The sequence below is a fragment of the Pseudonocardia hispaniensis genome (assembly GCF_042658695.1).
Classification (GTDB): Bacteria; Actinomycetota; Actinomycetes; order Mycobacteriales; family Pseudonocardiaceae; genus Pseudonocardia; species Pseudonocardia hispaniensis.
This window is the reverse complement of sequence record NZ_JBHSQW010000035.1, coordinates 201,956-221,424: the sequence shown is the minus strand read 5'-3', so window position 1 is coordinate 221,424 and position 19,469 is coordinate 201,956. Positions and strand designations below refer to the sequence as shown.

Here is a 19,469-nt window from a genome sequence, read left to right as displayed (position 1 = left end):
CGGTCCTGGATCGATCTAAGCTCGGGTGCCGGCGCTTAGGGTGGCGGCAGTTCGAGTCCATAGGCAACCCGCTCAGCCGCCGGAGGTTGGTCTTGTCCTGGCACGTCGCGGGCATCACGCTGGACAATCTGGACGACCTGCCCAAGCGCTGCCGCACCTGCGTCTTCTGGGAGCTGTCCGAACAGCTCGGCGTACAGGCCGTCGATTTCGGGTCCACCGACCTGGAGAAGGAGGCCTGGGTCTCCGGGGTGCTGCTCGAATGGGGCTCCTGCGGCAAGGTCGTCTATGTTCGGGGCCAGCCCGCCGGCTACGTGATGTACGCCCCGCCCACAGCGGTCCCCCGCGCCGCCGAGATGCCGACCGGCCCGGTCAGCGCCGATGCGGTGCTGCTGACCACCATGCAGGTCCGCCCGGAGTTCGCCGGCGAAGGCCTGGGCCGAACGCTCGCCCAGGCGGTCGTGAAGGACCTGACCCGGCGGGGGGTCAAGGCGATCGAGGTCTTCGGCGACGCCCGACCCGGGACCGAGCCCGGTTGCGTCATCCCGGCGAAGTTCTTGCGCCGCATCGGGTTCAAGACCATTCGGCCGCATCCGCGATGGCCGCGGCTGCGGATGGAACTGCGCGCGGCACTGACGTGGAAGGAAGACGTCGAGGCCGCGCTCGAACAAATCTTCGGCAGCGTGACGATCCCGATGCAGGCGAGCGCTCCCGCGGAGTCGAGCGTCCCGGCCCCGTGACCCGGTACGGGTGGAGCCCAGCACTCCGGCCGTAGCGCCCGGCGGGGTTCCTACATCGCTCTGGCCTCGTTGCGGCCCAGTTCGCGAGCCAGGACGTCGGAGAAGGTGAATGTGCCGGTCGGCTGGTCGTTCTGGCCGAGCAGGTAGAGCCGCTTGACGCCGACGAGGATCCCCTCGGCCACCACGTCGCGGAACGCGGGATCGAGAAGCTTGCGGCGATCGCCGAGATTGGTCAGGTACCCGACCTCGACCCGCACGGCAGGCATCCGGGTCAACCGCAGCAGCTCCCAGGTCCGTGGCTGGGTGCGACAGTCGAGCAGCGACGTGCGGATGAGCAGCTCCCGCTGGATCAGCTCGGCCAACGCCTCCCCCACCGTCGACGTCGCTCCGGAGCCGTTGCCGAAATGAAAGGTCGCGAGACCTTGGGCCTGCATGCTGCGGTTCGCGTCGGTGTGCAGCGACAGCACCAGGTCGGCGCCCGCGGCGTTGGCGAACGCGGCCCGGTCGTTCTCGGGTGGGCAGGAGTGCTCCTGCCGGGACAGCAGTGCCTCCATCCCAGTGGCCGACATCCGCCCGACGAGCCGGCGGGCGAGGTCCCACATCAGGTCGGCCTCGGTGACCCCGGCCACCGAAACACCGGTGTCGAGGCCGCCGTGTCCCGGGTCGATGACGATGCGTTTGCCCCGCAGCCGAGGACCTGCCCGGCGCAGCAGCTCCTGTTCGCGCAGCAGGCCGGGACGGCCGCCGGTGACCTTGCGGCCCAACTGTCGCAGCGCCCGCAACGTCTGCGGCCCGCAGACCCCGTCGGGGGTGAGCCCGTAGTCCCGCTGAAACGCGCGCAACCCGGTCTCGGTCTGCTCGTCGAACACGCCGCCGGGTCGGCCGACGTCGTAGCCGAGCTCGAGGAGACGTTCCTGCAGCGCGAAAACATCGTCGCCGCTGATCGGCGCGGAGATCATCAGGGCGAGCATGCGATCGCCGAGGTTCCAGCGCGCCTCGCGCAGGGCGCGGTAGGTGTCCGGACCCACGATCCCGTCGGTGATGAGTCCGCGACGCTGCTGGAATGCGCGGACGGCGTGCTCGACATCCCGGTCGAACTGCGCGGCGCCGTGGTAGCGGCCGCCTGGCACGTCGGGCAACAAGCCATACCCCGTCAGCATCGTTCGGATCTCGGCGACTGCCGGACCGCTGTCCCCGCGGCGGAGCAGCTGCATGCACCCCTCGCTCGATTTGTCGTGCCGCGCGAGCGGCGCTTCCCTGCGTGCCTGGCCTCGGTATGACCACAGGCCGCCGGCCCCATTGTGCCTTGCCGACCCATCCGGGGGAGACAACGGTCGCCGAAACACGCGTGTCCCGGCCACTTTGCGCAGCCGGGACACGCGGCGAGGCGTCCGCTACGGGCGAATCAGCCCAGGTAGTCGGCCAGATCCGAAAGCAGTGCGGCCTTCGGCTTTGCGCCGACGATCTGCTTCACGGGCTTGCCGTCCTTGAACACGATCATCGTTGGGATGGACATCACCTGATAGTCGCGGGCGGTGGCCGGGTTGGCGTCGATATCGAGCTTGGCGATCGTGAGGGAGTCGGCGTGCTCGCCGGCGATCTCGTCGAGGACCGGGGCAACCATCCGGCACGGACCGCACCAGGCCGCCCAGAAGTCGACCAGCACGGTCTTCTCGCTCTTCAAGACGTCGGCCTCGAACGAGGCGTCGGTGACGTCCACGGTGTTGTTGCCCATCAGTACCTTCCTTTCGCGAAGATGGTCATGCCGATATCGATGATCAGCGCTGGGTGGCGACGGCGGCCTCAACCGGCGCGGAGCCGTAGCCGCCGCCGGCGAGTTCGGCCGGGACCGGCGCCTCGGCGAGCCAGCGTTCGGCATCGATCGCGGCACTGCAGCCCGAGCCTGCCGCGGTCACGGCCTGCCGGTAGGTGCGGTCGACGAGGTCGCCACAGGCGAACACGCCCGGGATCCGGGTCTTGGTGCTCGGCGTGGCCACCGTGACGTAGCCGGCCTCGTCGGTTTCCAGCACGCCGCGCACGAGCTCGCTGCGTGGGTCGTGACCGATCGCCACGAACATGCCGGTCACATCGAGGGTGGACGTCACGCCGGACGTGGTGTCCCGCAGCCGGAGCTGGGTGACGCTGCCATCACCGATGACCTCGACGACCTCGGCGTTGGTCCGCCAGCGGATCTTCGGATCGCTCTTCGCCCGCTCGAGCATGATCTTCGAGGCGCGGAACTCGTCACGGCGGTGGACGATCGTCACGGACCGGGCGAACCGGGTGAGGAAGGTGGCCTCCTCCATCGCGGAGTCACCCCCGCCGACGACGGCGATGTCCTGGTCGCGGAAGAAGAACCCGTCACAGGTCGCGCACGAGCTCACGCCGTGCCCGAGCAGGGCCTGCTCGCCCGGAACACCGAGGTATCGGGCGGCGGCGCCCATCGCGAGGATGACGGCCCGGGAACGGTAGGTGATCCCGCCCGCCGTGACCTCCTTGATCTCCCCGGTCAGGTTCACGGCCTCGACGTCCTCGGGGCGCAGATCAGCCCCGAAGCGTTTGGCCTGGCCGCGCATCTGCTCCATCAGCTCGGGGCCCATGATCCCGTCGGTGAAACCGGGGTAGTTCTCCACCTCGGTCGTGGTCATCAGCGCACCACCGAACTGTGAGCCCTCGAACACCAGCGGGGCCAGCTGCGCTCGCGCGGCATAGATCGCGGCGGTGTATCCAGCCGGACCAGATCCGATGATGATCAGCTCGTGAACCTTCTCGGCGGTGGTCACCGATGGCCTTCCTTCCTCGCCGTGTTCCGGCAGCATTTCGGGCAGGTCTGCCACTCGGTCGGCACAACGCGATCCTAGGAGCGGCCATTCCGCGCCCGGCCGCTCGGGCGCCGCCGTCGTGACAGCAGTCACCGGGGGACGGTGTGCTCGGCAAGGAGCGTTCCCCCCGCGGGCCCACAGTCGCGGTCGACGACCACCACCCGGAAGCTCCCGAGCGTGCCGGTCGGGAGCACCAGCAGGGTCCCCGGCCGTCCGTCGAGCAGCACCGGCCGTCCGCCCAGGACCGGCTCATGCGGCCCCAGCACGCCGGCCGCGCCCAGACACTCCGCGCGCCGGTCTGCGTCGGCGAGTGGACCGAGGTCGGTGGCGCCGAGGGACACCGGGGCCGCCGCCGCCAGTTCGTCCGCGTGCAGCGCGAGCACGGGGGTGGAAACGCGTGCGGGCCCGGCAAGCGCAACGGCGATGGACGCCGCAGCGAGACCGACCAGCGTCGCGGCGGCCGCGCGCAGCCTGCGACGGGCGGCGGGCCGCCTGCGGCGGGTGACACGGGCGGTGTCCACGGCGTCCAACGCGTCGCTGATCCGAGCATGGACCGCGGGCGGCAGCGCCGGGCACGGCAGCGCGGCGAGCTCCGCGCGGGTGGCGGCGAGAGCGTCGAGCACGGCGCCGGCGGCGGGGTCGGTGGCGGCGCGGGCGCGTTCGACGGCGGCCTCCCGCGGGTCCCCCAGCCCGGCGTCGAGCCTGGCGAGCCGGAACGGGTCGAGTGATCCGCTCACCGCTCCCCCTCCCGCAGATGGCCGAGCAGCCGGGCCAGCCGGAGCCTGCCACGTGCGCAGCGGCTCTTCACCGTGCCCGGCGCGACCTGCAGGATCGTGGCGGCATCGGCCACCGACCACCCCTGCACGTCGACGAGCTCGATCGCCAGCCGCTGGTCGACCGAAAGCAGCGCCAGGGCCTCGTCCACATCGATCCGGGTCGCGACCTCACCGACCGGGTCGCCGCGGCGGTCGGGCACGTCCCGCTCCGGCCAGGGAACGGTGTGGCGGACGCGTTCGCGGCGGAGCCGGTCGATGCAGATGTTGACCAGGATGCGGTGCAGCCAGGTCGCGACTGCCGCGTCCCCGCGGAAGCCGTCGATCCGGCGGTAGGCCGACACCAGCGCCTCCTGCACAGCGTCGGCGGCGTCGTCGGACTGCCGCAGGGTCCGGATCGCCACCGCCCACATCCGGTCGCCGTGCCGGCGAACGAGCTCGTCGAAGGCCCGCCGATCCCCGTCCCGGTGGGCCGCGATCAGCTCGTGGTCGGAGCGAGGCGGGGCGGACACGAGGCGGAGCGTAGGTCGGCCCGTTCGTGTCCCGTGGGCGTTTCGGAGAACTCGCCGGTCAGTGCCCGACCCGCTGGAACCGGAGCTCGTTGATCTCGGTGGCGTTCTCCTCCCCGCCACCGCCGAGCTTGGTGATCCAGATCAGCAGATGCTGCACCGGCTGGCTGTCCGCGAGCGACACCTGGGTCGCCCCCGACCCGAGGGTCACCTCGGTGATCGGCACGGTCTCGTTGAACGGGGCCTCGGCGGCGGGCGCCGAGCGGATCTGCACGACGCTGCCCGCGCTCGGGGAATCGATCGACAGGCTCGACAGCTGCACCGCCGACGCGAACGAGACCATGATCCCCACGCCCGGCTTGAGCGCCGGGAACTGCTGCCGGTACGCATAGGTGCGCCAGCTCGTCGAGAGGTTGCCGTCGATCACGCGGGAAATACGCCCGGCGTTGTCGGGATCCCCGGTGGGATCGAAGACCTCGACGCCGGCGGCCGCTACCGACCGCGTCGAGTCGTCGGCCGGCGTGGGTTGTGTGGTGGCGGCATCAGATGGTGGTACCGGGCTGCCGACCACGATACGCGGCCCCGAGGAGTCGCCGAACATCGCTCCGAGCTGGACGCCCAGGTATCCGAGAACGACGAGCATGCCGGCACCGAGCAGGGCCAGCCCGATCGCGAGCTTGCGGCGGCGTCCCGGGTCGGTGGCCTGCCTGCGGCGCCCGCCGTCCTGCCAGACGTCCTCCGGCTCGGGTGGGACGCCGTCGTGCGCCGGGGGGAACAGGGCGTTGCGATCGGCTTCGGCACAGACCTCGGCGAGCGTCCGGTGCACCGCCGCCGCGGTGTGCACGCGTGTCACCGGGCTGTCGGACGAGCCGAGGGTTCCGCTGGCCAGAGCGTCGAGCTCGACCGGCACCCCGGGCCGCAACGCCGACGGAGCGACCGGTCCGTTCCCGTCGGCGGCGTGGTCGGCCGTGGCCAGCCCGGCGCGAGCGGCGTCGGCGACCGACAGCGGCCATCTCGAGGTGAGCAGCGCGTAGAGCAGTCCGCCGAGGCCGCGCACGTCCTCGGCGAGGCTCACATCGGGACGGGTCAGCAGAAAACAGAGCTGGGCGCGCCCGTCGGGCGTGATCCGGATTCGCTGGGGGTCGTCGCAGCCGAGGGTCAGCCCCCGCTGGTGGGCTGCTTCTGCGGCGGAGGCCAGCGGCTCGAGGATCCGGGCCGCCTTGACCGGCTTGATCAGACCGCCGGAGACGAACTCGGCCAGGCTCTGGCCCGGTACCCATTCGGCGACCGCGGCGCCGAGGACGTCCGGCGGCATGCCCCCCGTTCCGGGGGCCAGCACATCGAGGAGCCGGGCGCATCCCGGGTGCTCGAAACACCCTGCGCGCAGCGCGCGGACGATCATCTCCCCCGCGCGGGCGGTGCCGTCCGGATCGTCGGACTGCGGGTCGCCGGCGAGCCTGCGCAGTACGGTCACGGCGACGTCTCGCTGCAGCACGATGTCCTCGGCCTGCCAGAACTCGACACCCGCCCGCGGCTGCGCGCCGACGCGGACGTGTAGCCGGTAGCGGCCCGCCAGCATCGTCCCGGGACCGGAACGGTTCGGCTCCGGATGCGGTGGGCGATGGTCTGGTTCGTCCGTGATCCGGTTCTGCTCCGGCACCACCGTGGCTGTCACCATGCTCCGCGCGATTGCGGGCCGCTGCTCCGTCTGCCCGCTCACCAGCGCTGACCTCCCCCCTCCGAGCAGCACGATCCCGCCCGGTACCGACACCCCAGGAGCCAGGTTACGGCAGCGAAGCGATATACGACGACATCCGCTCGATCGAGGTAAGCGGAATCTCGTCAGGGCAGGTCAGGGACGCTGTGTCGGAACCCGGCGCGGTGTCGTCGGCCCGGGTCTGTTGCGGTGCGACGGATGGGAGGCGGCGGCTCTCGGGTTCGGCGCGCCGGCATGCGGATCCGCGGGCCCGGGGCGGGGATGGTCGGGTGCCGGCCTACTCCGCTCCCCACGGAATCGGCGCAGCATCCGCCGGAGGACGAGCACGACCAGCAGCACGCCGGCGATCGCGGTGAGCCAGACGGTGATCGTGCCGTATGCCGTGGAGCGGACCTGCAGTCGCGTCGGCGGGCCGAGCGAGCCGCCATCGGGGGTGCGTACCGTCGCGTCGACCGCGAACTGCCCGGAGCGAGTGACCTCGGCGTTGACCCGGACCTGGATCCGGCCCAGCGGCGGGACCCGTTGCTGCGGGATCGGGGCCACCTTCAGCCCGGCGGTGCTGTGCAGCTCGACCAGGACCGTCATCGCCACCGGAAGACCGTTGGCCACGGTGAGCAGCAGCGGCGCCTCGTTGGTGCCGAGCGAGTACGGGCCCGGTGGCTCGAGCACCCGCACCGAGGACCGCAGCTCGCGGATCCGGTCGGAGATCATGGCCTCGCTGCGGCCGGCGAGATCGGGGCGCCCCCGCCAGGCCGCCGACGTCGCCCGCAGGGTGGCCCGCAGCATCGGGTCGAAGACGTCGGCCGGGCTGGCCCCGACCCCCGGTTCGCTCTGTGCGGCACCACGTAGCCGATTGATCTCGTCACCGGTGGTGCGGACCCGGTCGATGAGGGCGGGCGGAATCTCGCGGGCGCCCGCACTGACCGGATAGAACAGCCGCCGCGAACGCGAGTCCGCCGGCGGGCCCGCGGTCACCACGGCCGCAAGCGACCGCGGCTGCAGCAGCCCCTCGTCCAGCATCCGGCTGACGGCCGACAGCAGCGCGTCGGCACCGGTCCCGTCGGCAGCCCACTGGTGTGGTGGGGCGAGGACGAGCGGGCCGCTCGACCCCGGCTTCGAGCCCTCCTGGGCCCGGAAGAGCAGTGCGCCGATGACGTCCTGGGTCGACATGGGGGTCGACATCCCGGCCGCCGTGCTGGGCGTGGGCATCGAGTTGCTGACGATCTGGGGTGAGCCAATCCCGGTGCGGCCGACGGCGGCCCGGGTCAGCAGCGGATCGGTGAGCACGGCGGTCACACCGGGCTGGGCGACGGCGATGCGGACCACCCCGGACGTCGCGGGGGCCCGGCCCTGCTCGATTCCCTCGGCAGAGAGCACGAACGCTCGGGTGGCGGCGGTGCTGGTGGTGCCGACCGCCGCCAGAGTCGATTCGTCGAGCAGCCCGTCGGCGGGCCAGAGTGTTCCGTCGAGAACGGGAGTGCGAAGTGCCGTGGCGACCAGCTCGCGACCGTCGGTGACGGCCCGCGCGGCGAGTTCTCCGAGATCACCGCGGGTGAGCGCGACGAGGTCGGCATCGGCCACCGGCAGCGCGAGCACGCACCCGCCGCGCGCGGTCGCGACGAGCGCGTCGAGCCAGCTGCCCGCCGCACCCGCTCCTCGGCCCGGGCCGAGAGTGCCGTCGGGGCCACGGACCTGGTAGCCGTTGCGCATCGCCGCGGCCGTCAGCACGAGGTCGGGATCGATTGCGAGGCAGATGGACTCGCGTACCCGCGATCCGACGGGGGCGCGCTGGGCGAGCGCCGAGACGAGGCCGTTCAGCCGCCCGCCGGGAGCAAAGGAGTCGGCGAGGTCGTCATCGGTGAGGGTCGTGACCTCCCCGGGCACACCCGGAAGCCGCCGCGGGGCGTCGGCGATCGGATAGAGCATCGTGAACGGTATGCCCGGGCTCCGGGCCGAGGAGCCCTCCAGCGGGGACGTGCCGACGCCCGGATCCGGCGGCAGCGACAGCACCGGAAGCAGCATGCGGACCGCGGCGAGCCGGGCCCGTACGTTCCCGTCGGGCACACCGTTGACGTTGACGAGCAGCTCATAGATGCCGGGTTGGGACAGGGCGAGCCCGACGCCGGGGCCGCCGCGCAGCGGCACGCTGAACCGGACGGGGATGCGCTGCTGCGGCTCCAGCACCCCCGGCAGGTCGGCGAACTGCGGGATGACCGCGTCGGTGCCCGCGCTGTCCTCGATCGCGGTTCGGATCTGGCCCTCGGTGCGCAACGCGTCGCCGCGCTGCAGCCGGATCTCGAGCTCGTCGACGGCGACCGGCCCGGTGTTGGTGAGCGTTCCGGTCACGGTGATCGTCGCGGGACCCTCGGCGGTGACCAGCCTCGGGGTCACCTGCTCGAGGGTGAGCACGAGCGGTGAACCGGTGACCGGGGCCTCGGCCGGAGCGCCGCTCGCGGGCGTCGCGGCGAGAGCCGAGCCGGTCAGCGGCCCGGCGAGCAGCAACACGATCGCGGCCAGGGCCGCGACCAGCTTCACGCGGTCTCCTCCAGCAGTTCGGTCGCCCGCCGGATCAGCCGGCGTTCGTCGGCGTAGGCCAGCATGGACTCCAGTTCCTCCAGCGGCACCCAGGCCACCTCGGATACCTCGACATCGGAGTCGGACAGTTCGCCGCCGAGCGCGCGCAGCAGGAAGTGGTGCACGGTCTTGTGCACACGGCGATCCTCGGCGACGAACCAGAAGTCGATGGTGCCCAGCGGTGCGACCACTCGACCGATGATGCCCGTCTCCTCCTCGACCTCGCGCACCGCGGCCTCCTCGGCCGTCTCACCGGCCTCGATATGGCCCTTCGGCAGGGACCAGAGCAGCCGGCCGCGGCGGTCGAGACGGCCGATCACGGCCGCCATGCCGCGGTGGTGGTCGACGACGAGACCCCCGGCGGACGTCTCGGCGACGGTGCGCAGCCGACGGCGACGATTGTTCGGACGCCCCGCGCGGCGCCCTCCCGAGCGGCCGCGTGAGGTGGACATATTGCGATGGTAACGAGGATGGGCGCCCACCCCGCGGGACGCGCCGTCTCGGCGGTGACCCGGATCTGCAGCGCGATGCGGTGACCGGCCCGCATACACTCGCCCGCCGTGTCTTCCTCGCTGCTGATTCCCGGCAACTCGGCCGCCGTGTCCGGACAACCGCATGCCGTTCCGGATGCGGAGACGGCGCGGATGCGCCGGGCTCAGGAGAATGCAGTCGTGGAGATGCTCGACATCGCGCCGGTCGCCGACGAGCTCGCCGCACGTTTCGTCGCCGGTGGACACCGGCTCTACCTCGTCGGCGGCAGTGTCCGGGATGCGTTGCTCGGCCGCACCGGATCCGCCGGCGGCGACGCGCCGCGGGACCTGGACTTCACCACCGACGCCCGCCCCGAGCAGATCCTGGGGATCCTCGAGGGCTGGGCGGACGCCGTCTGGGACACCGGCATCGAGTTCGGGACCGTCGGTGCACGTCGCCGCGGGTACGTGCTGGAGATCACGACCTTCCGCGCCGACGCCTACGACCGGGTCAGCCGCAATCCGACCGTCAGGTTCGGCGACAGCATCACCGACGACCTCATGCGCCGCGACTTCAGCGTCAACGCGATGGCCGTCGAGCTGCACAGCTCGCCGGGCGAGCGGCGGTTCGTCGACCCGTACGGCGGGTTGGCCGCGCTGGCCAACGGCGTCCTGGACACCCCGGCGGCCCCGCAGGAGTCCTTCGCCGACGACCCACTGCGGATGCTGCGCGCCGCCCGGTTCGTCTCCCAGCTCGGCTTCACTCCCGCACCCAGGGTGCAGCGGGCGATGACGGAGATGTCCGGGCAGCTCGCGCGGATCACGCCGGAACGGGTGCAGACGGAGTTCACCAAGCTCATCCTCGGTGCGCACCCACGCCGGGCCATCGAGCTGATGGTCGAGACCGGGCTCGCGGAGCAGGCGATCCCGGAGGTACCCGCGATGCAGCTGGCCGTCGACGAGCACATGCAGCACAAGGACGTCTACACGCATTCGCTGGTCGTCATGGAGCAGGCGATCCAGCGCGAGACCGACGGGCCCGACCTGGTGCTGCGGCTCGCGGCGCTGTTGCACGACATCGGCAAGCCCGCGACCCGCAGGTTCGAGACCGACGGTCGGGTCAGCTTCCACCACCACGAGGTGGTCGGGGCGAAGATGACCCGCAAGCGGCTGCGTGAGCTGCGGTTCCCCAAGTCCGTCGTCGACGATGTCGCCCAGCTCGTCTATCTGCACCTGCGGTTCCACGGGTACGGCAAGGGTGAGTGGACCGACTCGGCGGTGCGCCGCTACGTCACCGACGCCGGACCGCTGCTCGATCGGCTGCACCGGCTGGTGCGGTCGGACTGCACGACGCGTAACCGGCGGCGGGCGGCCGCGTTGCAGCGCAGCTACGACTCCCTGGAACAGCGGATCGAGACGCTGCGCAAGCAGGAGGAGCTCGATGCGATCCGGCCCGACCTGGACGGCAACGAGATCATGAAGCTGCTGGGGGTTCCGCCCGGCCCCCTGGTCGGAAAGGCCTACAAGCACCTGCTCGCGGTACGGATGGAGCGCGGTCCGCTCGATCGGGCGCAGGCCGAGGCCGAGCTGCGCCGGTGGGCCGAGGAACACGGCGTGGCGCCGTGACCCGTGCGCCGCTCACGTGCCGCGGGCCGGTGCCCGAGCGGCGTAGCTGGCGGGGTGGCGGGTGACCCGCAGGCGGCGCAGCTGCCAGTCGTGCGCGAGCAGCCCCACCAGGTACACCCCGACGCCCGCGACCAGTAGCCACGGGGCCCGCCCGTCCGGCGGGCCCAGCAGCGCCGCGGCGGTCACGGCGAGGACGTAGCAGATGTTGAACACCGCGTCGTAGAGCGCGAACACCCGGCCGCGAACCCAATCGCCCGCCTCGCCCTGTACGGCGGCGTCGGCGCAGAGCTTGACCACCTGCCCCGCCGTGCCGAGCAGAAACGCCGCCGCGAGAACGGCGGGCAGGCTGAGCGTGACGGCGAGGCCCAGCTGGGTCACCACGGCCGCGACCATCGCGATACGCACGGCGTTCCCCCGGCCCCACCGGTGCACCAGCCACGGGGTGAGCAGCGCCGCGGTGCCGAGTCCGAGGGCGGCCAGCAGGACCGCCTCCCCGAGTCCGGCGATCCCGGTGCGCAGGACCCCCTCGTCGCGGAACGCGTAGCGCAGCAGCAACAGGGTCAGGAGGGTGTTGAGACCGAACACGAGCCGGTGTGCGGCCAGGGCGAGGAACGACGCGGCGACGGACGGGGTCGCCGCGGTGGCTCGCGCCCCGTCGGCCAGCCCGAGGGCCACCGCGACCAGGGCCCGGCTCGGTTCATCGGTGTCGTCGGGCCCGAGCAGCTTTCGCTGGAACCCGGCCGCGATGAGGGCCGCGCCCACCGATCCGATCACCGCGATGGCCGTCACGGCAGCCGAGCCCGCGTTGCCCGACCCGAACACGGCGCGTAGGCCGATCGCGGTGGCGCCGCCGAGGGCGGCCATGGCCGCCCCCGCGGTGGCCGCCACGACATTGGCCTCCACCAGGTGCCGCGGCGAAACGACGTGCGGAAGGGCCGCCGACAGCCCGGACAGCACGAACCGGCTCACCCCCGCCACCGCGAGCGCGGCCAGGTACAGCGGGGCATCGGCGACCCCGGTGCCGACCAGCGCGGCCACCAGCCCGACCAGCGCCGCGCGCAGCAGACTGGCGACCAGCAGGACACGTCGCCGGTCCCAGCGGTCGAGCAGCGCGCCGGCGAACGGCCCGACCAACGAGTACGGCAGCAATATCACCGCGAGTCCGGCGGCGACGAGGATGGGATCGGACTGCCGCTCGGGGTTGAACAGCACGGCACCGCCCAGCGCGGCCTGGAACATGCCGTCACCGAACTGCGCGGTGAGACGCACCGCCAGCAGCCTGCGGAATCCGCTGCCGCGCAGCAGTCCCCCGATGCCGAGCCGCGGAGCGCTCGGTGCGACCGTTCCCGGGGGCGCCACATCACCCGGCGGTGTCGCGGACGACGTGGGCACGGGCCGAAGGCTACTGGGCGAGGCCGGATGCGAACATGGAGAAGTGAGGTACGACCGCGCCGGCGCCGGTGCCACGGTTCCGGTGGCACCGGGCACGTTGCTGGTGGCGTCGCCCGGCCTCACCGATGCCAACTTCCGCCGCACCGTCGTGTACATGATCGAACATCGCGCGCAGGGCAGTCTGGGTGTCGTCCTCAACCGGCCGAGCGAGGTTCACGTGCAGGACGTGCTGCCGTCCTGGGCGCCGCTGTCGTCGCAGCCGCAGTCGGTGTTCGTGGGCGGACCGGTGGACGGGCGCACGGCGCTGTGCCTGGCCGCGCTGCGCACCGGCGAGTCCATCAACGGACTGGACGGGCTCGTCGCCATCCGCGCGCCGGTGGCACTGGTCGACCTGGAGAGCGACCCCGCCGGGCTCGCCTCCCGGTTGCGCGGGCTGCGGGTGTTCGCCGGCTATGCCGGCTGGGACGCCGGGCAGTTGCAGGGGGAGATCGACCGCGGCGACTGGTTCGTGGTTCCCGGTCTGCCCGACGACATCCTCGCCGGCCGGCACGCCGATCACTGGGGTCAGGTGCTGCGCCGTCAGGGTGCGCCGCTGGCGCTGTTGTCGACCTTCCCCGCGGAGGTCGGACTCAACTAGCCGGATCGGCCCACCGAGTCGGAGCCGGAGGTCTCGGTGCCCGGCGACCCGGCCGGCCGGCAGCCCGCCACGAGGTCGCAACCCGCGCACACCCCGCCGCAAGCCGGCGGCTCCGGCTCGGCGGCGGCGAGTCGGACGGCGGCCCGGTCCCCCAGCGCCCCGCCCAGCCCGGTGAGCACGAGGCTCCCGATCCCGGCCACGGCCAGCAGCACCCAGCTCGCCAGGCCGGGCGCGCCGGCGAGCAGCGCCGCCCCGCCGGCGATCCCGACCGCACCGGCCGCCCCGATGAGCGGTGCGGCCACCCGGTTGGCCAGGGCGAAGGTCTGCTCCGACTGCAGCGTCGCGGCGGTCCGTACGCCGACGAACCGGTTTCGGGGCAGTCGGCCGCGGGCGCCGAGGACGGCAACGCTCAGCAGCAGTGCACCGGCCGCGACGAGGACGGTGCCGAGGATCAGACGGGCGAGTTCGGGCACCCGGCCAGGGTAAGCCAGCCCGTTCGGGGCGCTTCGGTCCGCGGCGTTAGTCTGGAGGACGTGCAGGCGGCCCGACCGACCGAGGCCGCGCCGAGCTGAACCAGCGCCGGGCGCGACGACCCTGCCCCGTCGGGCCGGGGGATCCTTGTTTCGGTACTGAACGGCGGTTACGTCACGAGCCTCGAGGTGAGCGGGAGATGACCACGGACACCACCACGCAGCGTGCTGCGGCCGACGGTGCGGAGGCGGACACCCCGCCGTACCGCTACGGCCCGACGCTGGCCGCCGAGATCGAACGCAAGTGGCAGGACCGGTGGGAGTCCGAGGGAACGTTCCACTCGCCCAACCCCGGCGAGCCCGGTGCCGACCGGGAGAAGACCTACCTGCTGGACATGTTCCCCTACCCGTCCGGCGCGGGGCTGCACGTCGGGCACCCGCTCGGTTTCATCGGCACCGACGTGCTGGGCCGCTACCTGCGGATGAACGGCCGCAACGTGCTGCACGCGATGGGCTTCGACGCGTTCGGCCTGCCCGCCGAGCAGTATGCGGTGCAGACCGGCACGCATCCGCGCGTCACCACCGAGGCCAATATCGAGCGGTACAAGGCGCAGTTGCGCCAACTCGGCCTGGCCCACGACGCGCGGCGGTCGGTGGCCACCACCGATGTCGCGTTCTACCGCTGGACGCAGTGGATCTTCCTGCAGATTTACCACGCCTGGTACGACGAGCGTCAGCAGAAGGCCCGTCCGATCGCCGAGTTGGAGGCCGAGTTCGGCAGCGGCGCCCGGCGCACCCCGGACGGTCGTGACTGGGCGGCGCTGAGCTCGGTCGAGCGGCGCCGGGTGATCGATTCCTACCGGCTCGCCTACATCTCCGAGGCGCCGGTGAACTGGTGCCCCGGCCTGGGCACCGTGCTGGCCAACGAGGAGGTCACCGCCGAGGGCCGCAGCGAGCGGGGCAACTTCCCCGTCTTCCGCCGCAACCTCAAGCAGTGGATGATGCGGATCACCGCCTACGCCGACCGGCTTGCCGCCGACCTGGACCGGTTGGACTGGCCGGACTCGGTGAAGTCGATGCAGCGCAACTGGATCGGCCGCTCCGAAGGGGCGCGGGTGCGCTTCTCGGTCGTGGGGGCGGATGCCTCGATCGAGGTTTTCACCACGCGTCCCGACACGCTGTTCGGGGCCACCTACATGGTGCTGGCGCCGGAACACCCGCTGGTCGACGCGATCACCCCGGCGCACTGGCCCGCGGACGTCGACTCGCGCTGGACCGGTGGGGCCGACACGCCGCGGGAGGCCGTCGCCGGTTACCGCGACGCCGCCGCGCGCAAGTCCGAGCTGGACCGCCAGCAGGAGGGCAAGGACAAGACCGGTGTGTTCACCGGTGGCTACGCCACGAACCCGGTCAACGGCCGGCCGATCCCCGTCTTCGTCGCCGACTACGTGCTGATGGGCTACGGCACCGGCGCGATCATGGCGGTGCCCGGCCAGGACCAGCGCGACTGGGACTTCGCCGCCGCGTTCGGGCTGCCGATCGTGCGCACGGTCGAGCCGCCGGAGAGCTGGCAGAGCGCGGGTGGTGAGGCCTACGTCGGCGAGGGCCCCGCGATCAACTCCGCGAACGACGAGGTCAGCCTGAACGGGCTGGGTGTCGCCGAGGCCAAGGCGCGCATCACCGACTGGCTGGTGGCCCGCGGCGAGGGCGAGGCGGTCGTCCAGTACAAGCTGCGCGACTGGCTGTTCTCCCGGCAGCGGTACTGGGGCGAGCCGTTCCCGATCGTCTGGGACGCCGACGGGTTACCCGTCGCGTTGCCCGAGTCGGAGCTGCCGATCGAACTGCCCGACGTCGACGACTACTCCCCCAAGACCTATGACCCGGAGGCGGCCGACACCGAGCCGGAGCCGCCGCTGTCCCGGGCGACCGACTGGGTCGAGGTCGAACTCGATCTCGGCGACGGGCCACGTCGCTACCGTCGCGAGACGAACACGATGCCGCAGTGGGCCGGCTCCTGCTGGTACTACCTGCGCTACCTGGACCCGGACAACGAGCGCTGCTTCGTCGACCGCGACGTCGAGGAGTACTGGCTGGGCAAGGACCCGCAGCGGCCGGGCGACCCCGGCGGCGTCGATCTGTACGTCGGCGGCGTCGAGCACGCCGTGCTGCACCTGCTGTACGCGCGGTTCTGGCACAAGGTGCTCTACGACCTGGGCCATGTCAGCTCCGAGGAGCCGTTCCGCAGGCTGTTCAACCAGGGCTATATCCAGGCATACGCCTACACCGACGCCCGCGGCGCCTATGTGCCTGCCGAGGAGGTCGCGGAGAGCCCGGACATCGAGGGGCCGGGGCGTTTCACGTGGAACGGGCAGCCGGTCAACCGCGAGTACGGAAAGATGGGTAAGTCGCTGCGCAACGTGGTGACGCCCGACGAGATGTGCGCGCGCTTCGGCGCCGACACGTTCCGGCTGTATGAGATGTCGACGGGCCCGATGGACGTCTCGCGGCCATGGTCCACCCGGGATGCGGTGGGCTCGCTGCGGTTCCTGCAGCGGGTGTGGCGCAATCTGGTCGACGAGCAGACCGGTCGTTCCCGGGTCACCGAGACCGACGAGATCGGCCCCGAGACCCTGCGCGCCCTGCACAAGGCGATCGCCGGGGTGCACGTCGATTTCGTGGCGCTGCACTTCAACACCGCCGCGGCCAAGCTGATCGAGCTGAACAACCACCTGACCAAGACCTACGGTCCGGGGTCGGCCCAGGGGGTGCCGCGCACCGTGGCGGAGCCGCTGGTGCTGATGCTCGCCCCGCTGGCCCCGCATATCGCCGAGGAGCTGTGGTCGATCCTCGGGCATGAGGGGTCGCTCGCGTATGCGCCGTTCCCGGTGGCCGACGAGCGGTATCTGGTGGCCGAGACGGTCGAGTACCCGATCCAGGTCAACGGCAAGGTCCGGTCGCGGATCACGGTCGCGGCCGACGCCGGGCCCGACACCGTTCAGCAGGCGGCGCTGGCCGATGAGAAGATCGCGGCGCTGCTGGACGGCCGGGAACCGCGCAAGGTCATCGTGGTGCCGGGACGGCTGGTCAACGTCGTCGGGTGACTCGGCAGGCAGGTCGCTGCCCGACCGAGCGGTGGCGAGCCGGCTCGGCCGGTCCCTCGGGCTATCCGCGTCGCCGTCGGGCGGGCCTGACCGGTAGCCGAGTCGCGTCGCGCCCGAGGCCGCGGACCGCGCTGCGGTCCGGGTCGTCGATCCATTCGGCGATCAGGTGCACCGCGCAGGCCGCGTCCTCGACGGCGGCCGCGGCCTCCGCGGGCGGAACCGGGTCGTAGCAGCGGTCGGCCAGCGTGGCCCGGTTGAACAGCGAGCGCAGCAGCCTGGCCGCCCGCGGGTCGAGGGCGCGCTCCCGCACCAACCGCCGGACGACCGCCGAGATGACGTCGGAATGTTCCGATCGGGTCTCGCCCAGCACGAACAGAGCGGTCTCGGCCGCGTGGAAGGCAGCGTCGAACGAGCGCGACACCGCCTGGGCGCCGAAGCCGTGGTCCCGTAGGAGCGCCGCCGCGGCGACCTCCGCGCGGGCTCTGGCTATTCCCGGTGGGCTCATACGATCCGCACGGCCTCCACCTTGGCCCGGATGACGGTCGGCATCGTGGGCCGGGACATCTCGGCTTGGCTCACCGGGAGCGCCGTGATGGTGAGTCCGGACCGCTGGGTGTGCCGCCACAGCACGTCGTCCATCCGGCGCAGCTCGTCCCAGACCGAGCCGAGGTCCGTGAGCACGACCAGAAGGTCGAGGTCCGACTCGACGCCCCCCTCGCCGCGCGCCCACGAGCCGTAGAGCAGCACCTGCCGGAGCCGATCGCCGTAGAGCATCGCCAGGTCGCCGGCAACGGCCGCCGGAACGTCCTGGTTCGTCGGCTGCGGATCGGGGTAGCGAAGCCGGGCCCGCGCGGCGGCATCCGGTTCGACGAGCCCGTGGTCGGCGAGCCAGTCCAGCGCCCGCCGCCGCGAGCGGGCGTCGCGGAACCGGTACCACTGGTCACGCAGCTCCGGGAACTCGAACAGGGTGTTCTTGAACCGGCGGAACGCGCCCCGACCGCTGAGTGCCCGGTCGAGCAGGTCGGCGGCGCGCCGGTGCTGGACGCCCTCGACGAAGTCGGCCATGTCGCGATAGCTCTCCCGCGACTGCGTCGGCGTGATCCGCACCCAGCCGTCGGCGACAAGCCCCTCGCGATCCACAGCGTCCGGGGTCGAGCGGATCCGGCCGGTGCCGGGGTCGATCCACCAGCTGATCTCGGGGGTCCGGTCGTCGATGGCGTCGACCAGCTCGGCGAGGTCCACCTCGTCGGGGTCGAGCATGGGGTGATGGTAGCCCCCTCGCTCAGCCCCCGGTCGGGCGAAGCGACACCTCGGTGAGCATGGCGTCATGCGGCGCGGTCACCGCGAGCAGCACCGCCGCGGCCACCGACTCGGGCCGTAGGTAGCGGCTGGGTTCGTACGTGCCGCCCTCCTGCTCGACGACGGCGCGCTGCATATCGGTGTCGACCCGGCCGGGATGCACCGAGGTCACCCGCAGGCCGTTGGCCGTCTCCTCGGCGCGCAGGGCGTCGGCGAAGGCCCGCAACGCGAACTTGCTCGCCGCGTACGAGCCCCAGCCGGCCCGCGCGGTGTATCCCGACCCGGAGTTGAGGAGAACCACGTCGCCGCGGGCGGCCCGCAGCGCGGGCAGCAACAGCCGGGTCAGCTCGGCCACCGCGACGACGTTGACATCGAACTGTCGCCGCCAGGTCTGGGCGTCGGTCTCGGCGACGGTGCCGAGCAGGCCGACGCCCGCACAGTGCACGAGGACGTCGAGCCGGTCGATCCCGGCGGTGGCGGCGGCCACTGCCGCGGGGTCGGTGAGCTCGACCGGCCAGGCTCTGGCTCCGGGGAGCCGATCGGCAAGTTCGGTGAGGGCCGCCACATCGCGGCCACCGAGCAGCAGGTCGCACCGTGGGGCGAGGGCCCGGGCCACGGCGGCCCCGATGCCCCGGGAGGCGCCGGTGATCAGCGCGAGCGGACGGGCGGGTGTGTTCACGGTCCGACCCTACGCAATCGATCATCCGCCGATGCGGGATGAACCGTCGAGGGACTCAGACCCGCCGGGCGCCGCTGAACGGCATGCGATCGATGTCGCTGATCTTGACCGGCTGACCCGCGGTGCTGGCGTGCACCACCTTGCCCTCGCCCACGTAGATGGCGACGTGGCTGACCGGCCGGTAGAAGAACACCAGGTCGCCGGGACGCAGGTCGCTCTTGGCGACGGGGGTGCCGACCGTGGACTGGGCCCGGCTGGTGCGGGGGAGGGGTACCCCCGCCGTGCCGAACGCCCAGACGACCAGCCCGGAGCAGTCGAAGGCACTGGGTCCGGCGGCGCCCCATCGGTAGGGGGCGCCCAGCCTGCTGAGGGCGTTCTGCAGGGCGGCGTTGCGTGCGGCGCCTGCGGCGGGGGTGTGCGCGGCGAGGGGCTGCACGTCGCGGGTGATGACGACGGACGCACTCGCGGCGCCCGGACCCGCCGGGGCCTGCGGTGTGGCGGTGCCCGGCAGCAGCGCGAACGTGGCCGCGGCAGCACTGGCGGCGACGATGAGGGTGCGGATCAGCAGGGCAGGTTTGGGCCGGGTCGATCGGTCTTCGGGCACGCGAGGTTCCTTTGGTCGCACCGTCGGACGCGTGCTGACGTTCGGCGCCGCGGCTCGGG

Annotated in this window: 18 protein-coding genes; 4 read left to right on the top strand and 14 right to left on the bottom strand. The window is 72.2% G+C overall.

Features of this window, described 5'->3' with window-relative positions; all coding sequences use genetic code 11:
• Positions 1–92 precede the first annotated feature (92 nt).
• On the top strand, positions 93–737 hold the full coding sequence (locus ACFQE5_RS18060; protein WP_379586592.1) for a GNAT family N-acetyltransferase: 645 nt from the start codon (positions 93–95) through the stop codon (positions 735–737).
• 50 nt (positions 738–787) lie between these two features.
• Here the strand turns inward: ACFQE5_RS18060 and ACFQE5_RS18055 are convergent, their stop codons facing one another.
• The 8 genes from ACFQE5_RS18055 to ACFQE5_RS18020 form a co-directional block, all read right to left on the bottom strand.
• Positions 788–1,951, bottom strand: a complete 1,164-nt coding sequence (locus tag ACFQE5_RS18055; protein WP_379586590.1) for an N-acetylmuramoyl-L-alanine amidase — start codon at positions 1,949–1,951, stop codon at positions 788–790.
• A 191-nt stretch (positions 1,952–2,142) separates the two neighbouring features.
• The gene (gene trxA, locus ACFQE5_RS18050; RefSeq protein WP_379586589.1) at positions 2,143–2,616 is read right to left on the bottom strand and encodes a thioredoxin; all 474 of its coding nucleotides are present in this window, start codon (positions 2,614–2,616) and stop codon (positions 2,143–2,145) included.
• Complete coding sequence (trxB, locus tag ACFQE5_RS18045) at positions 2,516–3,520, bottom strand: thioredoxin-disulfide reductase (protein ID WP_379586587.1); 1,005 nt, start codon at positions 3,518–3,520, stop codon at positions 2,516–2,518. The genes trxA and trxB overlap by 101 nt, the downstream gene beginning before the upstream one ends.
• A 128-nt stretch (positions 3,521–3,648) precedes the next feature.
• The gene (locus ACFQE5_RS18040) at positions 3,649–4,296 is read right to left on the bottom strand and encodes a hypothetical protein (protein WP_379586585.1); all 648 of its coding nucleotides are present in this window, start codon (positions 4,294–4,296) and stop codon (positions 3,649–3,651) included.
• Positions 4,293–4,844, bottom strand: coding sequence for an RNA polymerase sigma factor SigM (gene sigM, locus ACFQE5_RS18035; RefSeq protein WP_379586584.1), 552 nt, complete (start codon positions 4,842–4,844; stop codon positions 4,293–4,295). The genes ACFQE5_RS18040 and sigM overlap by 4 nt, the downstream gene beginning before the upstream one ends.
• A gap of 58 nt (positions 4,845–4,902) precedes the next feature.
• Positions 4,903–6,561: a protein kinase family protein gene (locus ACFQE5_RS18030; protein WP_379586583.1), complete on the bottom strand. Its 1,659-nt coding sequence runs from the start codon at positions 6,559–6,561 to the stop codon at positions 4,903–4,905.
• Between the two features lie 132 nt (positions 6,562–6,693).
• Positions 6,694–9,093: a DUF6049 family protein gene (locus ACFQE5_RS18025; protein ID WP_379586582.1), complete on the bottom strand. Its 2,400-nt coding sequence runs from the start codon at positions 9,091–9,093 to the stop codon at positions 6,694–6,696.
• Positions 9,090–9,584, bottom strand: coding sequence for an NUDIX domain-containing protein (locus ACFQE5_RS18020; RefSeq protein ID WP_379586581.1), 495 nt, complete (start codon positions 9,582–9,584; stop codon positions 9,090–9,092). The genes ACFQE5_RS18025 and ACFQE5_RS18020 overlap by 4 nt, the downstream gene beginning before the upstream one ends.
• 192 nt (positions 9,585–9,776) lie before the next feature.
• Between ACFQE5_RS18020 and ACFQE5_RS18015 the strand changes: the two genes are divergently transcribed.
• Entirely contained in the window at positions 9,777–11,228 is a 1,452-nt protein-coding gene (locus ACFQE5_RS18015) for a CCA tRNA nucleotidyltransferase (RefSeq protein WP_379586862.1), read from the top strand.
• 12 nt (positions 11,229–11,240) lie between these two features.
• On the opposite strand, the gene ACFQE5_RS18010 is transcribed toward ACFQE5_RS18015, so the two are convergent.
• The gene (locus ACFQE5_RS18010) at positions 11,241–12,620 is read right to left on the bottom strand and encodes an MFS transporter (RefSeq protein ID WP_379586580.1); all 1,380 of its coding nucleotides are present in this window, start codon (positions 12,618–12,620) and stop codon (positions 11,241–11,243) included.
• Between the two features lie 43 nt (positions 12,621–12,663).
• Between ACFQE5_RS18010 and ACFQE5_RS18005 the strand changes: the two genes are divergently transcribed.
• Entirely contained in the window at positions 12,664–13,257 is a 594-nt protein-coding gene (locus ACFQE5_RS18005) for a YqgE/AlgH family protein (protein ID WP_379586578.1), read from the top strand.
• Here the strand turns inward: ACFQE5_RS18005 and ACFQE5_RS18000 are convergent.
• A complete protein-coding gene (locus ACFQE5_RS18000; protein ID WP_379586576.1) occupies positions 13,254–13,730 on the bottom strand; it encodes an SdpI family protein in 477 nt (158 codons plus the stop codon). The two genes, ACFQE5_RS18005 and ACFQE5_RS18000, sit on opposite strands and share 4 nt — an antisense overlap.
• A 197-nt stretch (positions 13,731–13,927) precedes the next feature.
• On the opposite strand from ACFQE5_RS18000, the gene leuS reads away from it, so the two are divergent.
• Positions 13,928–16,828 carry a leucine--tRNA ligase gene (leuS, locus tag ACFQE5_RS17995; RefSeq protein ID WP_379586575.1) on the top strand — a complete coding sequence of 967 codons (2,901 nt, stop codon included), beginning with the start codon at positions 13,928–13,930 and terminating at the stop codon, positions 16,826–16,828.
• 61 nt (positions 16,829–16,889) lie between these two features.
• On the opposite strand, the gene ACFQE5_RS17990 is transcribed toward leuS, so the two are convergent.
• From ACFQE5_RS17990 to ACFQE5_RS17975, 4 genes are read right to left on the bottom strand one after another with little or no spacing between them, the layout of a single operon-like run.
• Positions 16,890–17,333, bottom strand: coding sequence for a hypothetical protein (locus tag ACFQE5_RS17990; protein WP_379586574.1), 444 nt, complete (start codon positions 17,331–17,333; stop codon positions 16,890–16,892).
• Positions 17,330–18,088 carry a UPF0158 family protein gene (locus tag ACFQE5_RS17985; protein ID WP_379586573.1) on the bottom strand — a complete coding sequence of 253 codons (759 nt, stop codon included), beginning with the start codon at positions 18,086–18,088 and terminating at the stop codon, positions 17,330–17,332. Before ACFQE5_RS17985 ends, ACFQE5_RS17990 begins: the two co-directional genes overlap by 4 nt.
• A 22-nt stretch (positions 18,089–18,110) precedes the next feature.
• Positions 18,111–18,806: an SDR family oxidoreductase gene (locus ACFQE5_RS17980; protein WP_379586572.1), complete on the bottom strand. Its 696-nt coding sequence runs from the start codon at positions 18,804–18,806 to the stop codon at positions 18,111–18,113.
• Between the two features lie 55 nt (positions 18,807–18,861).
• Positions 18,862–19,410 carry a C40 family peptidase gene (locus tag ACFQE5_RS17975; RefSeq protein ID WP_379586571.1) on the bottom strand — a complete coding sequence of 183 codons (549 nt, stop codon included), beginning with the start codon at positions 19,408–19,410 and terminating at the stop codon, positions 18,862–18,864.
• Between the last annotated feature and the right edge of the window lie 59 nt (positions 19,411–19,469).

Bases quoted from the DNA above. Each gene is read 5' to 3' on its own strand.
- ACFQE5_RS18055 (WP_379586590.1), bottom strand. From the start codon at position 1,951: ATGCAGCTGCTCCGCCGCGGGGACAGCGGTCCGGCAGTCGCCGAGATC.
- trxA (WP_379586589.1), bottom strand. From the start codon at position 2,616: ATGCCGAACGCTGGCTCGCCGAGGCGCCGGTCCCGGCCGAACTCGCCG.
- ACFQE5_RS18020 (WP_379586581.1), bottom strand. From the start codon at position 9,584: ATGTCCACCTCACGCGGCCGCTCGGGAGGGCGCCGCGCGGGGCGTCCG.
- ACFQE5_RS18015 (WP_379586862.1), top strand. From the start codon at position 9,777: ATGCGCCGGGCTCAGGAGAATGCAGTCGTGGAGATGCTCGACATCGCG.
- leuS (WP_379586575.1), top strand. From the start codon at position 13,928: ATGACCACGGACACCACCACGCAGCGTGCTGCGGCCGACGGTGCGGAG.
- ACFQE5_RS17990 (WP_379586574.1), bottom strand. From the start codon at position 17,333: ATGAGCCCACCGGGAATAGCCAGAGCCCGCGCGGAGGTCGCCGCGGCG.
- ACFQE5_RS17985 (WP_379586573.1), bottom strand. From the start codon at position 18,088: ATGCTCGACCCCGACGAGGTGGACCTCGCCGAGCTGGTCGACGCCATC.